Annotated in this window: 19 protein-coding genes and 1 tRNA gene; 16 read left to right on the top strand and 4 right to left on the bottom strand. The window is 59.3% G+C overall.

The features are described from left to right. Positions 1 to 6 precede the first annotated feature (6 nt). The 5 genes from FCU66_RS08375 (at position 7) to FCU66_RS08355 (ending at position 3,663) form a co-directional block, all read left to right on the top strand. A complete protein-coding gene (locus tag FCU66_RS08375; protein ID WP_168991904.1) occupies positions 7 to 510 on the top strand; it encodes a hypothetical protein in 504 nt (167 codons plus the stop codon). 371 nt (positions 511 to 881) lie between these two features. Next, the gene (locus tag FCU66_RS08370; protein ID WP_136618578.1) at positions 882 to 1,247 is read left to right on the top strand and encodes a KTSC domain-containing protein; all 366 of its coding nucleotides are present in this window, start codon (positions 882 to 884) and stop codon (positions 1,245 to 1,247) included. A 148-nt stretch (positions 1,248 to 1,395) separates the two neighbouring features. After that, positions 1,396 to 1,677, top strand: coding sequence for a hypothetical protein (locus FCU66_RS08365; protein WP_136618577.1), 282 nt, complete (start codon positions 1,396 to 1,398; stop codon positions 1,675 to 1,677). 213 nt (positions 1,678 to 1,890) lie between these two features. Then, entirely contained in the window at positions 1,891 to 3,303 is a 1,413-nt protein-coding gene (locus tag FCU66_RS08360; RefSeq protein ID WP_136618576.1) for a recombinase family protein, read from the top strand. 48 nt (positions 3,304 to 3,351) lie between these two features. Continuing rightward, on the top strand, positions 3,352 to 3,663 hold the full coding sequence (locus FCU66_RS08355) for a helix-turn-helix domain-containing protein (RefSeq protein ID WP_136618575.1): 312 nt from the start codon (positions 3,352 to 3,354) through the stop codon (positions 3,661 to 3,663). Positions 3,664 to 3,867: 204 nt separating this feature from the next. Here the strand turns inward: FCU66_RS08355 and FCU66_RS08350 are convergent, their stop codons facing one another. Beyond that, positions 3,868 to 4,200 carry a hypothetical protein gene (locus tag FCU66_RS08350; RefSeq protein WP_136618574.1) on the bottom strand — a complete coding sequence of 111 codons (333 nt, stop codon included), beginning with the start codon at positions 4,198 to 4,200 and terminating at the stop codon, positions 3,868 to 3,870. A gap of 1,001 nt (positions 4,201 to 5,201) precedes the next feature. Between FCU66_RS08350 and FCU66_RS08345 the strand changes: the two genes are divergently transcribed. The 4 genes from FCU66_RS08345 (at position 5,202) to FCU66_RS08330 (ending at position 8,851) form a co-directional block, all read left to right on the top strand. Continuing rightward, positions 5,202 to 5,702 (top strand): RNase H family protein, encoded by a 501-nt coding sequence (locus FCU66_RS08345; RefSeq protein WP_168991903.1) that lies wholly within the window; start codon positions 5,202 to 5,204, stop codon positions 5,700 to 5,702. Between the two features lie 404 nt (positions 5,703 to 6,106). Continuing rightward, complete coding sequence (locus FCU66_RS41860; protein ID WP_246093831.1) at positions 6,107 to 6,436, top strand: hypothetical protein; 330 nt, start codon at positions 6,107 to 6,109, stop codon at positions 6,434 to 6,436. Between the two features lie 187 nt (positions 6,437 to 6,623). Beyond that, positions 6,624 to 7,865 (top strand): hypothetical protein, encoded by a 1,242-nt coding sequence (locus FCU66_RS08335; protein ID WP_136618572.1) that lies wholly within the window; start codon positions 6,624 to 6,626, stop codon positions 7,863 to 7,865. Positions 7,866 to 7,939: 74 nt separating this feature from the next. Continuing rightward, complete coding sequence (locus FCU66_RS08330) at positions 7,940 to 8,851, top strand: DUF2806 domain-containing protein (protein WP_136618571.1); 912 nt, start codon at positions 7,940 to 7,942, stop codon at positions 8,849 to 8,851. 94 nt (positions 8,852 to 8,945) lie between these two features. Here FCU66_RS08330 and FCU66_RS08325 read toward each other — a convergent pair. Next, positions 8,946 to 9,035, bottom strand: a tRNA-Ser gene (locus FCU66_RS08325). 363 nt (positions 9,036 to 9,398) lie between these two features. Between FCU66_RS08325 and FCU66_RS08320 the strand changes: the two genes are divergently transcribed. From FCU66_RS08320 to FCU66_RS08300, 5 genes are all read left to right on the top strand, one after another. Then, the gene (locus FCU66_RS08320; RefSeq protein ID WP_246093830.1) at positions 9,399 to 10,118 is read left to right on the top strand and encodes a hypothetical protein; all 720 of its coding nucleotides are present in this window, start codon (positions 9,399 to 9,401) and stop codon (positions 10,116 to 10,118) included. 117 nt (positions 10,119 to 10,235) lie between these two features. Next, positions 10,236 to 10,559 carry a hypothetical protein gene (locus FCU66_RS08315; protein WP_136618570.1) on the top strand — a complete coding sequence of 108 codons (324 nt, stop codon included), beginning with the start codon at positions 10,236 to 10,238 and terminating at the stop codon, positions 10,557 to 10,559. Between the two features lie 38 nt (positions 10,560 to 10,597). After that, the gene (gene msrA, locus FCU66_RS08310) at positions 10,598 to 11,263 is read left to right on the top strand and encodes a peptide-methionine (S)-S-oxide reductase MsrA (protein ID WP_136618569.1); all 666 of its coding nucleotides are present in this window, start codon (positions 10,598 to 10,600) and stop codon (positions 11,261 to 11,263) included. 310 nt (positions 11,264 to 11,573) lie between these two features. Beyond that, positions 11,574 to 12,563 carry a BMP family lipoprotein gene (locus tag FCU66_RS08305; protein WP_136618568.1) on the top strand — a complete coding sequence of 330 codons (990 nt, stop codon included), beginning with the start codon at positions 11,574 to 11,576 and terminating at the stop codon, positions 12,561 to 12,563. A gap of 115 nt (positions 12,564 to 12,678) precedes the next feature. Further along, positions 12,679 to 13,140: a GNAT family N-acetyltransferase gene (locus tag FCU66_RS08300; RefSeq protein WP_136618596.1), complete on the top strand. Its 462-nt coding sequence runs from the start codon at positions 12,679 to 12,681 to the stop codon at positions 13,138 to 13,140. A 16-nt stretch (positions 13,141 to 13,156) separates the two neighbouring features. Here the strand turns inward: FCU66_RS08300 and FCU66_RS08295 are convergent, their stop codons facing one another. After that, positions 13,157 to 13,549 carry a hypothetical protein gene (locus FCU66_RS08295; protein ID WP_136618567.1) on the bottom strand — a complete coding sequence of 131 codons (393 nt, stop codon included), beginning with the start codon at positions 13,547 to 13,549 and terminating at the stop codon, positions 13,157 to 13,159. Positions 13,550 to 13,571: 22 nt separating this feature from the next. After that, positions 13,572 to 13,781, bottom strand: coding sequence for a SlyX family protein (locus FCU66_RS08290; protein WP_056595051.1), 210 nt, complete (start codon positions 13,779 to 13,781; stop codon positions 13,572 to 13,574). Positions 13,782 to 14,011: 230 nt separating this feature from the next. On the opposite strand from FCU66_RS08290, the gene FCU66_RS08285 reads away from it, so the two are divergent. After that, positions 14,012 to 15,544 (top strand): ABC transporter ATP-binding protein, encoded by a 1,533-nt coding sequence (locus FCU66_RS08285; RefSeq protein ID WP_136618566.1) that lies wholly within the window; start codon positions 14,012 to 14,014, stop codon positions 15,542 to 15,544. Next, a complete protein-coding gene (locus tag FCU66_RS08280; protein ID WP_136618565.1) occupies positions 15,541 to 16,680 on the top strand; it encodes an ABC transporter permease in 1,140 nt (379 codons plus the stop codon). The genes FCU66_RS08285 and FCU66_RS08280 overlap by 4 nt, the downstream gene beginning before the upstream one ends. Position 16,681 lies beyond the last annotated feature (1 nt).

Genomic DNA, 16,681 nt, shown 5'->3' with positions numbered 1-16,681 from the left:
CACGCCATGTCACATTCTTACTTTGGCTCTGTCGAGGTTGGACCACACTGGTGCGGAGAGTACCTCGTTGAGAGCGTTGCGGCGGGGCGGGCAGTAGCCGACGAGGCGTTCGCCACGCTTAGCAAACAGCAAGAAGTAGCCGCTATGGCGCAGCAACTTATGCGCGACAATCCAAGCCTCGACTTAACGCCTAGTGAGGAGCAAACCAAAGCGGCCCGAGAGACAGTGGAAGAGCAGGACCGCCTTGATGTCTTGCGGTCTCGTGAAAGGGCGGCGGAGATTTGGGCAGAGATTTTGCCGGTGACCAACCGGGTAATGGAAGAACTGCAAGGATTGCCCGCCAACTATCTGCTGTGGGCGCTCGCTCAGGTCGTTGGCGACGCGATTGCCAAAATCTCTCACACGAAGGGTGATGCTCTGACTAGGGCCTACTATCTAGACGGCTGCATCCGCCAAAAGTTGGCAGAGGTGTTTTACCACAGGGAAAACGACGGAGCGCTACGCGGATAGCTTCTGGTGCCTTGGAAATTCTGCAAACGGCAAGTGAGAGGGCTTAAAGCTTAGGGGTTTGGCTTCGATTGAGTCGGGAGGGCCGGCGCTTGGGATGATCCGGCGTGAGGTGAGGCGTTAGGAACGCCAACCAACAAACCGCCTATTCCGCAAAATAGAACTAGAACCGCCAGAGCGAATGCGGCCAACAGTGTCCCGATCACAGCGAGGGGGCCGTTAGCCTTGACCTTGGCGAACCAAATTGACACTTCCAAATCGCTCATGTCTGGTGTGCTCCTTTCGCGGGGCAACGTACCATCTGAACGTTGATGTTGCGTTTTAAGATGCTCTTGCGTCGTGGGCCGTTGGCGCTTGATCCGGGAGTGAGTGATATGGTGGCTTTGCTGAAACAAGGTCGGTTGCTTTCCTGCTGGGCGCTGTTGCTCTTGGTGTCAGTGAGCCCCCTATACGCGGAGACAGTTGAGGTGAAATATCGGGGTCCTGTGGACCTTGCCAAGTTCGAATGCACGGGGGAGTTGGATGGCAGCTTGGTCAAGCGCGTCTGCTACAATACTGAACACTCCTATATGCTCATCCGCCTCAAGCAGACTTGGTATCACTACTGCGAGATTGACCAGGGTACGGTGTCCGCGCTGTTGGCGGCTCGATCAATGGGGAGCTTCTACCGCGAGAATATCAAGGACGATGCAACAGGCGGAAAGTTCGGTTGTAGGGACAAGCCTGTGCCGGAGTTTTAGCGCTCCCAGTTCGGTTGCGGTGCGACTTTTTGCGAATGAGCGCACGCGAGGTAAGCAGATGAGGGGAGACGGGATGAGGTGTTCGCTGATGTTGGGCTTGGTTAGCCTTCAATGTGTCACGGCAGCCGCTAAGGAGCCATTCGCAATCATGGGCTTTGGACAAAGTACCTGCGCCGAGATTACAAGATTAAAGCCAGTCGATAGAACCCCAGAAGCCGCTGCGGTCATGTCTTGGGCTCAGGGCTATATGAGTGCCCTTAATATTGATCACGTGCGCAATGGGAAACCATTTCAGGATTTGGGAGCAGTGACCATCTCCGGCCAGCTGGCATTCATGCTAAACTACTGTGACAAAAACCCGCTCAAACAGTTCGGCGTAGCTGTGCATTCGCTTTACATTTCTTTGCCCCAAGTCACAGAAACGAAATAGGCCGTCGCGCTAGCCATGTGCAACCTCTACAACATCACCACGTCGCAAGAAGCCATCCGCCAGCTAACCCGTTGAGCCGCTTTGCTATCGACAAGCACCCGTGAGTTGACCGCGAAGAATGTTTGCTCAAGCACGTTCTGGATGTAGTATGCGCTTGTCGTCATCAGCGTCATCCCTACCGCATTAGAGATCAGCTCGCGCGGAGGCACTATAGTGGCTGAGCTTACAAGCAATCTCCGGGTTCCGGCTGCGCAGTACATTCGCATGTCGACCGACCACCAGCGCTATTCGTTGGAGAACCAGATTGCTGCCATCGGGGAGTATGCCGAAAAGCGAGGGTTTGCTATCGTTGATACCTATGCTGATGCCGGCAAAAGTGGTTTGAGCCTGAAGGGAAGAGATGGCCTAAAACGGTTGTTGGCTGACGTTGTGACTGGGCAACACACTTATTCTGCCGTTCTCGTTTTAGACGTCAGCCGATGGGGCCGCTTTCCGGACACGGATCAATCCGCCCACTACGAATTTCTCTGTCGTAACGCGGGTGTCGCGGTGGTGTACTGCGCCGAGCCCTTTGAAAACGACGGAAGCATGGTCTCGGCCATCCTCAAAAACATGAAACGCGCAATGGCTAGCGAGTTCAGCCGAGAACTATCTTTCAAGGTTTCAAGGGCACATCGACAGCAAGCCCTGCTTGGTTTCAGTCAAGGAGGTGTCCTGCAATATGGCGTGAGACGCCTTTTGGTGAACAAAGACCGGGAGCCGCTGTTTCTACTTAAGCCCGGCGAACGAAAGGGATTGAGTACCGACCGCGTATTGCTTGTCCCTGGTCCACCGAACGAAATTAGTGTTGTGCGGCGAATATTTGACATGTTCGTGAATCAAAAGAGAAGCATGAGCCGCATTTCAATCAGCCTGAATCAAGAGGGGCTTCCCTCTACGAACGGTCGGGTCTGGAATCACCGGCGGGTCAAAGCCGTGCTCAGCAACGAATTGATGATAGGTTACTACGTATACAATCGCAGATCTTATTTGCTGAAGGGCAGACCCAAGCGGAACCCTCCTGAACAATGGACAAGAGCGCGGGTCATCGACCCGATTGTGGACTTAAGGCAGTTCGAGAAGGCTCAACGAGAACTCCGTTGTAAGCGGGGCTACGGTTATGAGAGGCCCAGGATGGTCAAATGCCTCCAGCGCCTGTTCAAGGAAAAGAAGAAGCTTACCGTCTCGATTATCAACGCTTGCCCATATACGCCCGCTGCGGCAGCTTATGTTGCGCATTTTGGAAGTCTAAGAGCCGCCTATGCAGCTGTCGGTTATAAGCAGTGCTCCGCAGGTCCTAAGGCAGATCGACACTACTCGGACGAAGAGCTTTTGGAGTGCCTTCGTCGACTGCAAAGGGCATACGGATATGTCACGGTCGCGCATATAAATGCTGATCCTGAGCTACCTAGGTATCAGGCTTTCCTAGACCGATTTGGCACGATGAGGAGCGCCTATTCGCTGGCAGGCTTGCCCGCCACCAACTCGGAGTTGATCTCGGCGGGGCTTCTACGGGCAACCCTTCGACGCGAGAAAGATCAACAGGGGAGCTCAAGAAGGGGTCCGCCTTTTTCTCGGGAGAAGTGATGTGCTAAAGTATATCAGACTTTGAACCTGATATGCAGAGACATATCGATGCGCTACGCGACCGAAGACATTATTCAAACTCTCCGTGGTGCCCGCAAAGACAAAGGGCTAAGCCAGCGCAAGCTCAGCGCTCGGGTCGGACTGCCGCAAAGCCATATCTCCAAGATCGAAAGTGGGGCAACTGATCTCAGGCTTTCGAGCCTGGTTCAGCTAGCTCGATCGCTCGATTATGAGGTGGTGATTGTGCCGCGCAAGGCCCTGTCGGCAGTCAAGGCAGTGGTCGTTGCGTTGTCGGTCCCACATAAGGCGATCTCCCAACCCCGCGCAGCCTACGAACTCAACGACGACGAGGATGCGTAAGGTTCCAAAAAACGCACCCATCTCGTAAATGGACGCATCACGGGCGAGGCGACCGGCTTCACAAGAGCGTTGTCGGCCCGCTACTGTCGCCAAGCTGTGACCACTACCGAGCGCTTCAGGCGAGGCATGTGGCTGTCGTCGTGTAGGCCCGTGATGCGAACCCCTCGCTTTAGCGATGTGCCCGACATGGAGTTAGCTACGGCCTTAGGGCTGCGCAGACACGTCAGGATCAATCTCGTACGAAAATTTCCCAGGAGTGCGCGGATAGTCCGGACAGCGCGAGACTGGGCCTGACATACAGTAGCGATTGACTGACCGTCGATATTCCATCTTGCCGAATGCATAGAGGACCACAACTGTAAGCGCGAGCGCCAGAGCGGCATAAATCAGCACCGCCAGCATGTTCTTTGGGCGCGGCTCGTCTTCGGCGAAGTAGCCCTTTTTGGAGCGTGCTCCCAAGCCAGCGATTTGGTTGGCAATGGTTGCCGTGACCCCAGAGGCGACGGCTTCTCCCTGCCTAGCCTCCGCCGGCATCATCTCCACCTTCCAGCTTGGAGGTACCGGGCGTGCCCCCATGAGAAAACTCGTCACGGCTGCTGATGCTAAATCGGGCCAGCCCGCCTCTCGAAACTCTGCCAGCCATACTGCCGGCTCTCTCCCTCGGAATGTGCGGTAGCGATCGGATGCCTCAACGTTACTTGATCGCTGCGAACCTCTTACGGACATGCGGTTTCCCCTACGGAGGCAGTGGCCTGCGGTACGCCCCCGCAAGCAGCCTCCTCGTGACCCCTGATCGGGGAGTTGGAAAACCGAGTTCCGGTTCCTGCGGCCTTTAGTTCCGGAGAACCTGGACATACGCCACAGGCTCCCCGACCAAAAAGTCGAGGTTCGGCACCGACGTGTTCGGCACCATGTCTGAACTCGGGTTTCCACACCCGGACCGCCGCGTAAGCAGTCGAGAAAGAGTCTAGCCAACGGGCAGCACATTGCAAGGCTTGACCGAGTTAGGCCTTCCTTCGTTCGCAAAGCCGTGGCGGCTGCTTGACACCCCTGCCAGTGCCCTTGCTCGGTGCTGTCGCTGATGCCCCTGGTCGGTGCCTGGGGGGTCTGTGGCCCTGGTGATGTCCTCGCTACCTCCTGCGCGATGCCCGTAGTCGATGTCCTTGCTGGTGCCCTTGGTCGGTGCCTGGGGTCTATCCCCTTGGTGAGGACCTTGTCTGTGCTCCTAGTCCATGCTTGTGGTCAGTACTCGATTACTACACAGAACCACCGCTACGTCAGTCATGGTGAAGTCCATGTGACCACATGAGGGGTGGTGACCCTAGGTAGTAGGAGGGTGGGCGGTGTATACCCCTGACCTATGCCGGGATGTGATGATCTGTCGACAGGTGCTACCCTTGCTCTGTGAGTAATGTACTGTGCCATGTAGGTATCCTATTTGATAAATATTTGTTTTATACTCACTTGCAATGTGATGCGGCATGCTTACGTGAAAGGCGTCGGCCCGGATTGCGAGGCCGCGAATGGAGCCTGAAACAATGCAGATGACCAAATGGCCTTACCCCGAGGCGGAGCCGGATTTCGACGAAGTGGGGGAATTCGATGGTTGGCTGGCGGGCAGCGGAAGTCCCGGAAAATCGGCATCCGCGTGGCGCGTGGTGTCAAAGACCGATCCGTCTTCTTTTGTCGAGAAAGTCAAACTGAGTCGCCCCAAGGGCACATCGCCGCGAGCGGCTTTGGGAAGCCTAGTCGGTGCGTTAGAGGCTTTGAAAAGGGGTTCGTCTCTAGATTGCTATACACGCAGTGAGTACGCGATCACTGCCGCCGAGAGCATTGACGTTTGGAAGCAACGAGGCTGGCAATCAACCGACGAACCGCTCGCCAATCGGGACATTTTGCTGAGGATCGAGGAGGTCTTGCGAACACGTCAAATAACCTTGCGAATGCACCATGTCCCAAAGGCACGTGCACCGCACGATGAGATTATTGAAACTCTTACCCGCAGGGCTCGTGGCAAAGTTCGGGATGATGCGGAGTGAAATCTAACAACCATCCTGCAAATCGAATCCGGCAAGGTGGTGGAGCGACAGGCGACCTATGTTCTATTCCGGGATGTGGTCGCCTTTCGATGCTCTCACAAGGCACCGGGCTATCTCGATATTTGTGCCGCTATCACGGCCAACGAAGGTCGCGTAACGGGAGCCCGTGGCACCGGACATATCGTGCGGCCGAATTGAAGCCGTATCTTGATGCCGCCTCCCGCTGGCTGGCCGCTCAGCATGGAACTAGTGCCGGGGGTATAGCGGTAAGGGAGATGGACCACATGCTGGCCGGGTCCGGCAGGGCCGAATCTGCGATGAACTTGCGGGGACTCCGTGCAGTCACCAGGGCGCGGATTGCATTCGCCCGGCTGAGTGAGGCAGAAGTCCCAGCAAGCAGGCTGGTGGCCATCTACGTCGCCGTGGCGGCCCTCATTGAAGACGACTTTGGAAGCCATAGGACACGCGAGTTCCAAATCGTGCAGGCTGCCAAGGTTGCTCATCGGTTGGCAAGTGGCACTCATCGGCGCTGGCAGATGTGGAATCCAAAGGGCGCGGACGTGCCAATTGAGATTCACGCCTACCCTCGCTCCGCAGGTCTTGTGTTGCGAAAAATCGGAGAGGCTATTGGCAAGGTTGTCGATCCGCTGGTTGCCGCTGCCGTGCCGGAAATCATTCAACTGAAAGTCGCCAAGAGCGGCCCGCATCCGTCACACCGATGCCAGCAGAAATGAAATTCGCGGCCACTTTATCGTGTGACCACATTGAGCACAGTGGGGACGCGCATGTTGAAGCCTTAGCTCCCCCCATTCCCCTTATCGCGGCCCGTGGCGGTGCGCTTAAAGAGATTTACCTTGCTAGCCCCCATCTCCATCAATTCGGCTTAATGGCTCCTTGAGACCTTAGAGATTGATGGCTTCGATGGATGATCCCTTCTCCTCCTCCGACCATTGGTTTGATCCCTGGGCAACAGCACAAGGCCCCAGCCTCAAGGCCGTCACCCAGTCCATCACAAAGCAGGTACTCCAAGCCACCGCTAAGGGACCTCAAGCCCGCATCAGGCAACCCAAGCAGGAGCAGGTGGAGAGGGTGACCAACATCGTGTCCTGCCTAGTGGCCAACCTTGCGGTGATGCATCATGGTCACCCCGAGCACAGGCGCCTAGCCATCCCCCTACGCCACGACACTCTGTCCCGCTATGACCGCAAGGGCTTTGGGCACCTCCCCCATGTCCTCGATGCGATGGCCACCATGGGCCTAGTGGTCAAGCATGCAGCACACATCAAGAAGCGGAGGACAGGCATAGAGGCCACCGGAAAGCTGCTTGAGGCTCTGCTATCGGGGACAGTGGCGGAGGTGGGCAGAGCAGAAGGGGAGGAGGCTGTATGGTTGACCGCGAGGATGGGGCGGGACGGCAGAGGCCACAAGCTCCCCTTCATGCTGATGAACTATGAGGACACCCCCGAGACATGCTCACTGCGGGGGGAGATGGAGGAGATCAACGCCTTCCTCGCCACCCAGCGCATAGAGCTTCAAGGCGAGCCCCAAGCCGGCTTCAAGTTAACCCGCCGCTTTACCCTTCGCCACATCGGGGACCCGCATACCTTTCGCCTTCATGGCAGGCTTTACGGCGGCTTCTGGGAGTCGTTACCGAAGAGGCTGCGGGACGACCTTCGCATCAACGGGGAGCCGATAGCCGACCTAGACTTTGCCAGCATGTTCCCGAGGCTTGCCTATGCGCTGGTACGGGCCGAGCCGCCTGAGGGTGACCTTTATGCCATCCCCGGATTGGAGGAGCATCGTGCCGGCGTGAAGGCGGGCTTTGCGGCCATGCTGTCCTCTTCGAACGAGATGACCCGCTTGCCGAGTAGCGTAAAGGATGCCTTGCCGGTTGGCTGGACGGGAAGGCGATTAGCTGAGGCGATTGGCAAGAAGCACCCAGCCCTTGTGCGGCTGTTCGGCAAGGACATCGCCATGGACCTGATGTTCACCGAAAGCACCATCTTGGTTGCCGTGTTGCTGCGGCTGGCGCGGATGGGGATAGCGGCCCTCCCGATGCATGACGGGATAATGGTTCAATGCAATCACGGTGAAACCGCTGCTGAAGCGATGAAGATCGCGGCACACCAAATCGGGCTGACTATTCCGGTGATTCATAAATGACATCGAAGTCCTCCGTCGCGACTCACGCTCAGATGTTGTACCAAGTCTTGCATGGATAGCTGACGAGAAACGATATGTCGGGCGGTGGCGGACTCATAAATGTTGGCGACCTGGGCAAGGCAGCGGAGGCCTTAATCAATAGAGTCTCTGATGCTGTCGGCGGTGTTGCAAGACCCTGGCAGATCGAACGCGTAGCAAAGGCGGAGGCCAAGGCTGAAATCATCCAAGCTCAATCGAAAGTCGCAGTCTCAGACATTGAGCAACGAGCGATCCATCGAATGGTTCGAGAGGAGGGCAGAAAGCAAGAAAACATTGAAGCCATTACTATGAAGTCGTTGGAATACCTGTCGCAGGAGGCACAGCCCGAAAAGATTGAAGAGGATTGGCTGACTCATTTTTTTGAACGCTCTCGGGCCTACAGTGACGCAGACACCCGCACCATATGGGCCAAGATTCTTGCCGGCGAAGCCAACAGCCCCAAAAGCTTCTCTAGGCGAACCATTGATATCCTTGCTTCGATGGATACCGACGATGCACAAATGTTCACGGCGTTGTGCTCATGCGTCTGGAACCGAAGCAATGACCCTATCCTGATCATTCCCGGTCTCGATCCTTCTGATTTGATGATTGCGGGGGTCAATTTTTCTCAGTTGGCTCACATGGAGAGTGCAGGACTAATTTCCCTTGAGACACTGGGCGGCTATTCGAGGCAAGGACTTGGACCTGTCGTGGTGCTTACCTACTTCAATCAGGCGACTTTCTTAAAGTTCCCGGCACCTCCGGAAGGTCGTGCGCAATCTGTTGATAACAGGCTCTCTCTGGGCAGAGCACTGTTGACGAGGGCGGGCGTCCAACTTTGCAAAGTATGTGAACCGCAGAAGAACGAAGCTTACCACGCACAGGTTCTGAAGGCATGGGAAGGCCAAGGTTTGCAATTCGTTTCAGGCCAGGAATACGTTGAAATGCTTGTCCAGAAGAGCACTTAGCAGAGGTTTTTGGGGCACCACCGTGGGGCACCAACCCAAAACTGCGGCAGATTTTGTGCTTAAAAAGCAATAACTTACGTATAAACGGAATAGCTGGCGGAGAGAGCGGGATTCGAACCCGCGTTACGGTCTCCCGTAAACACACTTTCCAGGCGTGCGCCTTCAACCACTCGGCCACCTCTCCGTCCTTGCATGTCGCGCCGGCCGGTTTCGCCGCGCGGGTTGGGGAGATGCATCTCCCTTGGGGCAAGGCGGAACTTCCGCCATCGGCGTCGCCAACCAGCAAACGCCTTCCCCCGCACCTGAGCCGTCAAAGCAACAGGCGCGGGGCTCATCTAGTCGATCCGACGGCGAATGCCAAGCCATAACGGCAGTCTATTCGCTTTGCCGGCCACACAGTGTTTCGCAAGGCCACCGGCGCCGCCGTTTCTGACGGGTACCGCCAGCAAATGGTGTGCACAGGACAAGCCGCAAAGCCAGCCGCGCTTGACTTCGTCCCTGCCCGTCTGTCGAGTGGCGCAAAGGCGCTGCGGGGGCATTGTCGGATATGACATCGAGCAGTGAAACGCCGGGCAGTGGACAGACGCCAGCCAGGCGGCCGGACAGCGGGCTGTCCTTCGTGCCACCCGGCTGGATCGTCTTCGTCATGGCATGGTCGGTCTACGGCCTGATATCCACCTGGCGACTGGTGTGGGACTACAGCCTGCCGGACGGAGTTTTCTATCTCATCTATGGCGGGCTCGCCGTCGACATCATCACCATTCTATGGGGGCTCTATCTGCTCGGCCTTGCCTTTGGCCGCTCGGCGCGCTTCCCGCGCCAGTTCACCATCTGGCAGATCGCCACCATCGTCTGGCTGCTGGCGCGGCAGGCCTATGTGCTGACGATTTCCGATTTCGTCTTTTCAGGCAAGGCGCTTACCATCACCGTTGCGGAAATCGCCATCGGGGTTCTCTGTATCTATCTCCTGCGCCGCGGGTCCGAAGCCGAGGCCGTCTATGCCAAGCCGGGAACCGAAGCGCCTCCGGTCTTCGTTTCGATCGTCGCCGCCCTGCTCGGCATCATCCTTGGGGCGATCATCGGGGCCTTGGGTGGCTTCTTCGTCGGCTCAGTGGTTGCGAATGCCACCGACATGAGTTGCTTCGAAGGCGCCTGCGGCTATTTCGCCGTGTTCATCGGCCTGGCCGGGTTGGTGGTCGGCGCCATAGGCGGCGGCATTTTCGCCGTCTGGCGCGTCCATCGGCGCAAACGCAAGCCGGTGGCTTAGTCGGGCTTCAAATTCGCGTATGGCGATTGCGAACCAGACATGCGCATTCTATCTCTCGTTTTGAACCCGGAAGGCCCTCGGGAGGAGCTTGAGGACTGGCCGGAGGGAAGGTCTCCAATGTTTCGCTTCGTTTTCCGTCTTGCCGCAATGGTCGCGCTGTCGATTTCCGTCATCATGGCGGTGCTCGACGCGACGCGCACCGTGGCGGCCTCAGTGCTGGTGCTAACCCCGCTCAACACCAGCTGGCTGGCCGTCTCGCCCGACACGCGGGCCGCCTTCGAAACCTTCGTTCGGGCCAAGGCCGGTCCGCTGCTGTGGGACGGCGTCATCGCCTGGGTGCTCAACCAGCCGGGCTTCGCCGTGTTCGCGGTGCTGGCCTTCCTGCTCTATGCGATCGGCTACAGGCGGCAACGGCGCACGGGACAGTTCGCGGCCACCTGACCCACTTCTTCCGTTCCACCCAGAGAGGAAAGCCGCGCATGTTCTTTCTCAGCGACATGCTGAACAAGAAGCTCAATCTGCCGAAGCCGTCCGAGGCGTTGCCGGGGCGCGCCCGGGCGATCCCGACCGCACCCAGGCACAAGGTCTTGAAAAGACCGCTCAAGGGTCCCCATCCCGAGGGGCTGGAGACGGCGATGTTCGGGCTGGGCTGCTTCTGGGGTGCGGAGCGGCTGTTCTGGCAGTTGGAAGGCGTCTGGGTCACGGCGGTCGGCTATTCCGGCGGCTTCACGCCCAATCCGACCTATCAGGAAACCTGCACCGGACTTACCGGCCATGCCGAAGTGGTGCTGGTCGTCCACGATCCCGAGATCGTCTCCTATGCCGCGCTTCTGAAGCTGTTCTGGGAAAGCCACGACCCGACGCAAGGCATGCGCCAGGGCAATGATGTCGGCACCACCTACCGCTCGGCGATCTACACATCAGGTGATGCGCAATTGCGGGCGGCGAGCGCCTCGCGCGATGCCTATGAGGCCTCGCTGCGCGGCGCCGGCCACGGCAGGATCACCACCGAGATCGCGCCGGCGCCCGAATTCTACTTTGCCGAAGGCGATCACCAGCAATATCTGGCGAAGAACCCTTACGGCACTTGCAACCTCAAAGGCACCGGCGTCGCTTGCGCCATTCCGGCTGCCGCCTCCGCCTGAAGCCCAATGCATCTCGCTCAAAAGTGGCCCCGGTTTTGAGACGACATGCATGGAAACAAAGACCTAAAGCGCGGCGCATGAATCCGTTTCGACGCGACGCGCTTTAGGCGCAAGGATCAAGCAGCAGCGCGACTTACCCACGCCATGCTTTTCCAAAAGGTCAAAATTCCGCGTGAATTTTGTTTCGGGCCATGCCAGATTGCCCCGAGCGGGAGGGGAGTACACTCCTGGCTGACGTCGCATGCCTGCCGGAGAACCGGGCCGGTATGCGGTGCGTAACGGAAAAAATAACCGACAGGGTGTGGATCACATGAAACGTATCGTTCTCGGCCTTCTGGCCGCAACCGCAATGGTTCTTCCGGCTTTCGCCGCGGATGTCCAGCCGGCCATCCTCTATGATCTCGGCGGCAAATTCGACAAATCCTTCAACGAGGCTGCCTATCACGGCGCCGAGAAGTTCAAGACCGAGACCGGCGTCGCTTATGTCGAGTTCGAGGTGTCCAATGCCTCGCAGCGCGAGCAGGCTTTGCGCCGCTTCGCCGAGGACGGCCACAACCCGATCGTCATGGCCGGCTTCGCCTGGGAGGATGCGCTGAAGAAGGTCGCGGCCGAATATCCCGATCTCAACTTCGCCATCATCGACGATGCCGTTGACCTGCCTAATGTTCGCTCGCTGGTATTCAAGGAGAACGAAGGCTCCTATCTCGTCGGCATCCTGGCGGCGATGGCCTCGAAGTCCAAGAAGGTCAGCTTCATCGGCGGCATGGACATCCCGCTGATCCGCAAGTTCGAATGCGGCTATGTCGGCGGCGCCAAGTCGGCCGGCGCGACCGACGTCATCCAGAACATGACCGGTGACACGCCGGCGGCGTGGAACGACCCGGCCAAGGGCGGCGAGATCGCCAAGACGCAGATCGACCAGGGCTCCGACGTGGTCTATGCCGCGGCCGGCGGCACCGGCGTCGGCGTGTTGCAGGCGGCGGCTGATGCCGGCAAGCTCGGCATCGGCGTCGATTCCAACCAGAACGGCCTGCAGCCCGGCAAAGTGCTGACCTCGATGATGAAGCGCGTCGACGTTGCCGTCTACACCGCCTTCATGGACGGCAAGAACGGCACCTTCAAGGGTGGTGTCGAGAACCTCGGCCTCAAGGAAGGCGGCGTCGACTACGCCATGGACGACAACAACAAGGCACTGGTAACCGACGAGATGAAGGCGGCCGTCGAAAAGGCCAAGGCCGACATCATCGCGGGCAAGCTCGAAGTGCACGACTATACGACTGACAACGCCTGCCCATACTGAGCGGCACGGATATCCAGCAATGATCCGCAAACCGCCGGGCGCAAGCCCGGCGGTTTTGCCTTGCCGGATCGGGCGAAATATTCGCCACCCGCAACGATACCATTCCGGGACAATGATGCAGCCGACAATCGAACCCATGGACGAGCGCGATGTAGCAGCCGTCGCGCGACTGCGCCTGGCCACCTTTTTCGAGGGGACGGCGAGGACTGTCGAAGAGGATGCGGCAGGCCTTCGCCGACTGCTTGCCGGTGATGGCTTCGAGGTCGCATTCGTGGCTCGGCTCGGCGACATACCGGTCGGGACGTGCCTGCTGGTCCGCCACGAACTTGAACCAGCGCATGATCTCACGCCATGGCTGGCCGGGTTGGTTGTCGATGCCAGGTATCGAGGCGCAGGGATCGGCAGCGCACTGGTCAGGGCGACTGAAGCCCATGCGGCTGCGCGGGGTGTCGAGACACTCTATCTCTACACATGGGAAGCACGTGATTTCTACGCAGCCCTTGGCTGGAACATGATTGAGGTTTTTGGGCAGGACGACGAAACGATGGCTCTGATGTCGTGCCGGCCGCGAGCATGATCTCGAAAACAAAGCTCTAAAACTTGCCCGCCAGATACCCCAGCGCGAACGCCACGATCAACCCGACGGCGACGACAAATCCGCGCCGGCCGCCAAGCGTGTGCAGGCCGATGCCGTACGGCCGCCGCGACAGGCTTCGGATCACGGTTGGCGACCTGGCGTCGCTCAGGCCAGAGCTGCGCATCTGCGGCAGGTCGGCAATGCGCTGCGTGATCTGCTTCCAGCGCGCTTCGCCGTCAGCCGGTTCGGCACGGTCGAAGATGTGCATGCGTTCGGCAAGCTGCACGACGGCGTCGCGGAAGGCCGGGTCGATCTCCAGATCGCGCTCGGCCCGTTCACGTTCCGCGTCGTTCATCAGGCCGAGCACATAGTCGCCGGCCCGCGCGATGCGATCGCTTTCACTGGCCATGGCGTGCACCTCCCCCTTTTCCTCACCAGTGCGGCGGCTTGGTTACAGGCACATCATCTCCTGCCTGCTCCTCCAGCGCCAGGAAGCGATCCGTCAGGGCGTCGAGCTTGCGTTGCATGCGTTCGATCACCTTCCACTGCTCGGCGATCTGGCCGGACAGTTCCTCGATGGTCTTCTCCTGTTCGGCGGCGCGGATCTCCAGCGTCGTCAGCCGGTCGGCGGGCATGATCATCTAAAATTCCCCAGTCCTCACCGCGATGTCTTGCACCGCAATGTCTTGTGCCGTGATGCGAATTCCGGCTTCGCCATATTAGCGAATATGAAGGCCCCGGCCATGTTGGAAATTGACAAGCGCACCGGGATTTGTCGAGAGTGAACCCTGCTCCGCCCAATTGGCATGGACGGAGCGTCATGCTAGGCGTTTTGACCAAGCGATAAAAAAATAAGAGTGGGACAGGCTGCATGGCGCAAGCCGCAATCGAGCTGATCGGCATCAACAAGAGTTTTGGCGCCGTGCGCGCCAACCGCGACATCAATCTGGAGATCGCGCGCGGCACCATCCACGGCATCGTCGGCGAGAACGGCGCCGGCAAGTCGACGCTGATGTCGATTCTCTATGGCTTCTACCAGGCCGACAGCGGCGAAATCCGTGTCGGCGGCCAGCCGGCCTCGATCAAGACGCCCAATGACGCGATCGCGCTCGGCATCGGCATGGTGCATCAGCATTTCATGCTGGTCGACAATTTCTCGGTGCTGGAAAACATCATCCTCGGCGCCGAGAGCGATGCGTTGCTGAAGAAGAGCATCGCCAAGGCGCGCTCGGAACTGGAGCGGCTTGAGCGCGAATACGGGTTGGAAGTCGACCCCGATGCGATCATCGAGGAACTGCCGGTCGGCCTGCAACAGCGTGTCGAAATCCTCAAGGCGCTTTATCGCGGCGCCGAGATCCTGATCCTCGACGAGCCGACGGGCGTGCTGACGCCGGCCGAGGCCGACCATCTGTTCCGCATCCTCAGGCAGTTGAAGGACCAGGGCAAGACGGTGGTGCTGATCACCCACAAACTCCGCGAAATCATGGCCATCACCGACACGGTGTCGGTCATGCGCCAGGGCACGATGGTGGCGACGCGCGAGACAGCCAAGACCACGGTCGAGGAGCTGGCCGAACTGATGGTCGGGCGGCGCGTGCTCTTGAGGGTCGAAAAGGGCGAGGCGGAAGCCGGCGGCGTCAAGCTCGCGGTCAAGAACCTGACGGTGAAGGACACGCGCGGCGTCACCATGGTCGACGACATCTCCTTCGACATCCGCGCCGGCGAGATTGTCGGCATTGCCGGTGTTGCCGGCAACGGCCAATCCGAATTGCTCGAGGCGATTTCCGGCATCAGGCGCGCCGTCTCCGGGTCGGTCATGCTCGACGGCAAGCCGATCGACCTGACCGGTGCCGCCGACCCCGGAGAATTGCGCGACCGTGGCCTGGCGCATGTACCGGAGGACCGCCATCACGTCGGGTTGGTGCTGGCCTTCGAGGAGAACGAGAATTCCATCCTCGGCTATCATGACGACCCCCGCTATTTGAAGGGACCGTTCCTCAACATCGATGCCATTCGCAACGATGCCAAGGACAAGATCGCCAAATACGACATCCGCCCGGCCGACTGCCGGCTCAAGACCGCCAATTTCTCCGGCGGCAACCAGCAGAAGATCGTGCTCGCGCGCGAGATGGAACAGGACCCCGGCGTGCTGATCGTCGGCCAGCCGACGCGCGGCGTCGATGTCGGCGCCATCGAATTCATCCACAAGCGCCTGATCGCCATGCGCGACCAGGGCAAGGCGGTGCTGGTGGTATCGGTCGAGCTGGACGAGATCCGTTCGCTCTCCGACCGCATCCTGGTGATGTTTGCCGGCCGCATCGTCGGTGAGCGCGGCCCGGAAGCGACCGAAGGCGAACTCGGCCTGCTGATGGCCGGCGTCGAGCAGCAGGAGGCAGCACTTTGAGCACGCCTTACGCCAAACTGCCGGCCTGGGCTGACTACGGCCTGATCCCGCTGATCAATCTGTTCGTCGCCTTCGTCGTTGCCGGCTTCGTCGTGCTTCTTGTCGGCGAGAACCCGTTCCGCGCCGCAATCATCCTGGTCGAAGGCGCCTTCGGCAAGGGCACAGGCATTGCCTTCACCCTCTTCTATGCCACCACGTTCATCTTCACCGGATTGTCGGTGGCAGTGGCAGCGCATTGTGGCCTGTTCAACATCGGCACCGAGGGGCAGGCCTACATCTCCGGCCTCGGTATCGCCGTCGTCTGCCTGAGCTTCGACAGCACGCTGCCATGGTGGCTGACCTTTCCGCTGGCCATCATCGCTGCGGCGGTCGTGGGCGCGTTGTGGGCGCTGATCCCCGCCTACCTGCAGGCCAAGCGCGGTTCGCACATCGTCATCACCACCATCATGTTCAACTTCATCGCCGCCTCGATCATGGTTTACCTGCTGGTGGGCCCGTTGAAGCCCGCAGCCTCGCAGGCGCCGCAGACGCGCAACTTCTTTGCCGGCGCGGAATTGCCGAAGCTCAACTGGATCATCGAGCTGTTCGGCGCCAAGATCCGTTCGGCGCCGCTCAACATTTCCTTCCTGCTGGCGCTGGCCATGGCCTTCCTGGTCTGGCTGCTGATCTGGCGCACCAAGCTCGGCTATGAGATGCGCACCTACGGTCACAGCCCGAAGGCGGCGCGCTATGCCGGCATTTCCGAAACCCGCATCATCATCACCGCCATGATGATCTCCGGCGCGCTCGCCGGTATGATGGCGCTCAACCCGGTGATGGGCGACCAGCACAATGTCGCCATCGACTTCGTTTCCGGCGCCGGTTTCGTAGGCATCGCCGTGGCGCTGATGGGCCGCCTGCACCCTGTCGGCATCGTGCTGGCAGCGATCCTGTTCGGCATGCTCTACCAGGGCGGCGCCGAGCTTGCCTTCGAGATGCCGGCAATCAGCCGCGACATGATCGTCATCATCCAGGGCCTGGTGATCCTGTTTGCCGGCGCCCTCGAACACATGTTCCGGCCTTACATCCAGGCGCTGTTCGCCTCGTTCAGTCCGCGATCGGTCGGTATGGAAGCGGTCAAGGGGAAGGGTGCCTGAG

Origin of the sequence: Mesorhizobium norvegicum, from assembly GCF_004919685.1 — a bacterium.
GTDB lineage: Bacteria > Pseudomonadota > Alphaproteobacteria > Rhizobiales > Rhizobiaceae > Mesorhizobium > Mesorhizobium norvegicum.
This window is presented reverse-complemented; position numbering and strand designations above follow the sequence as displayed.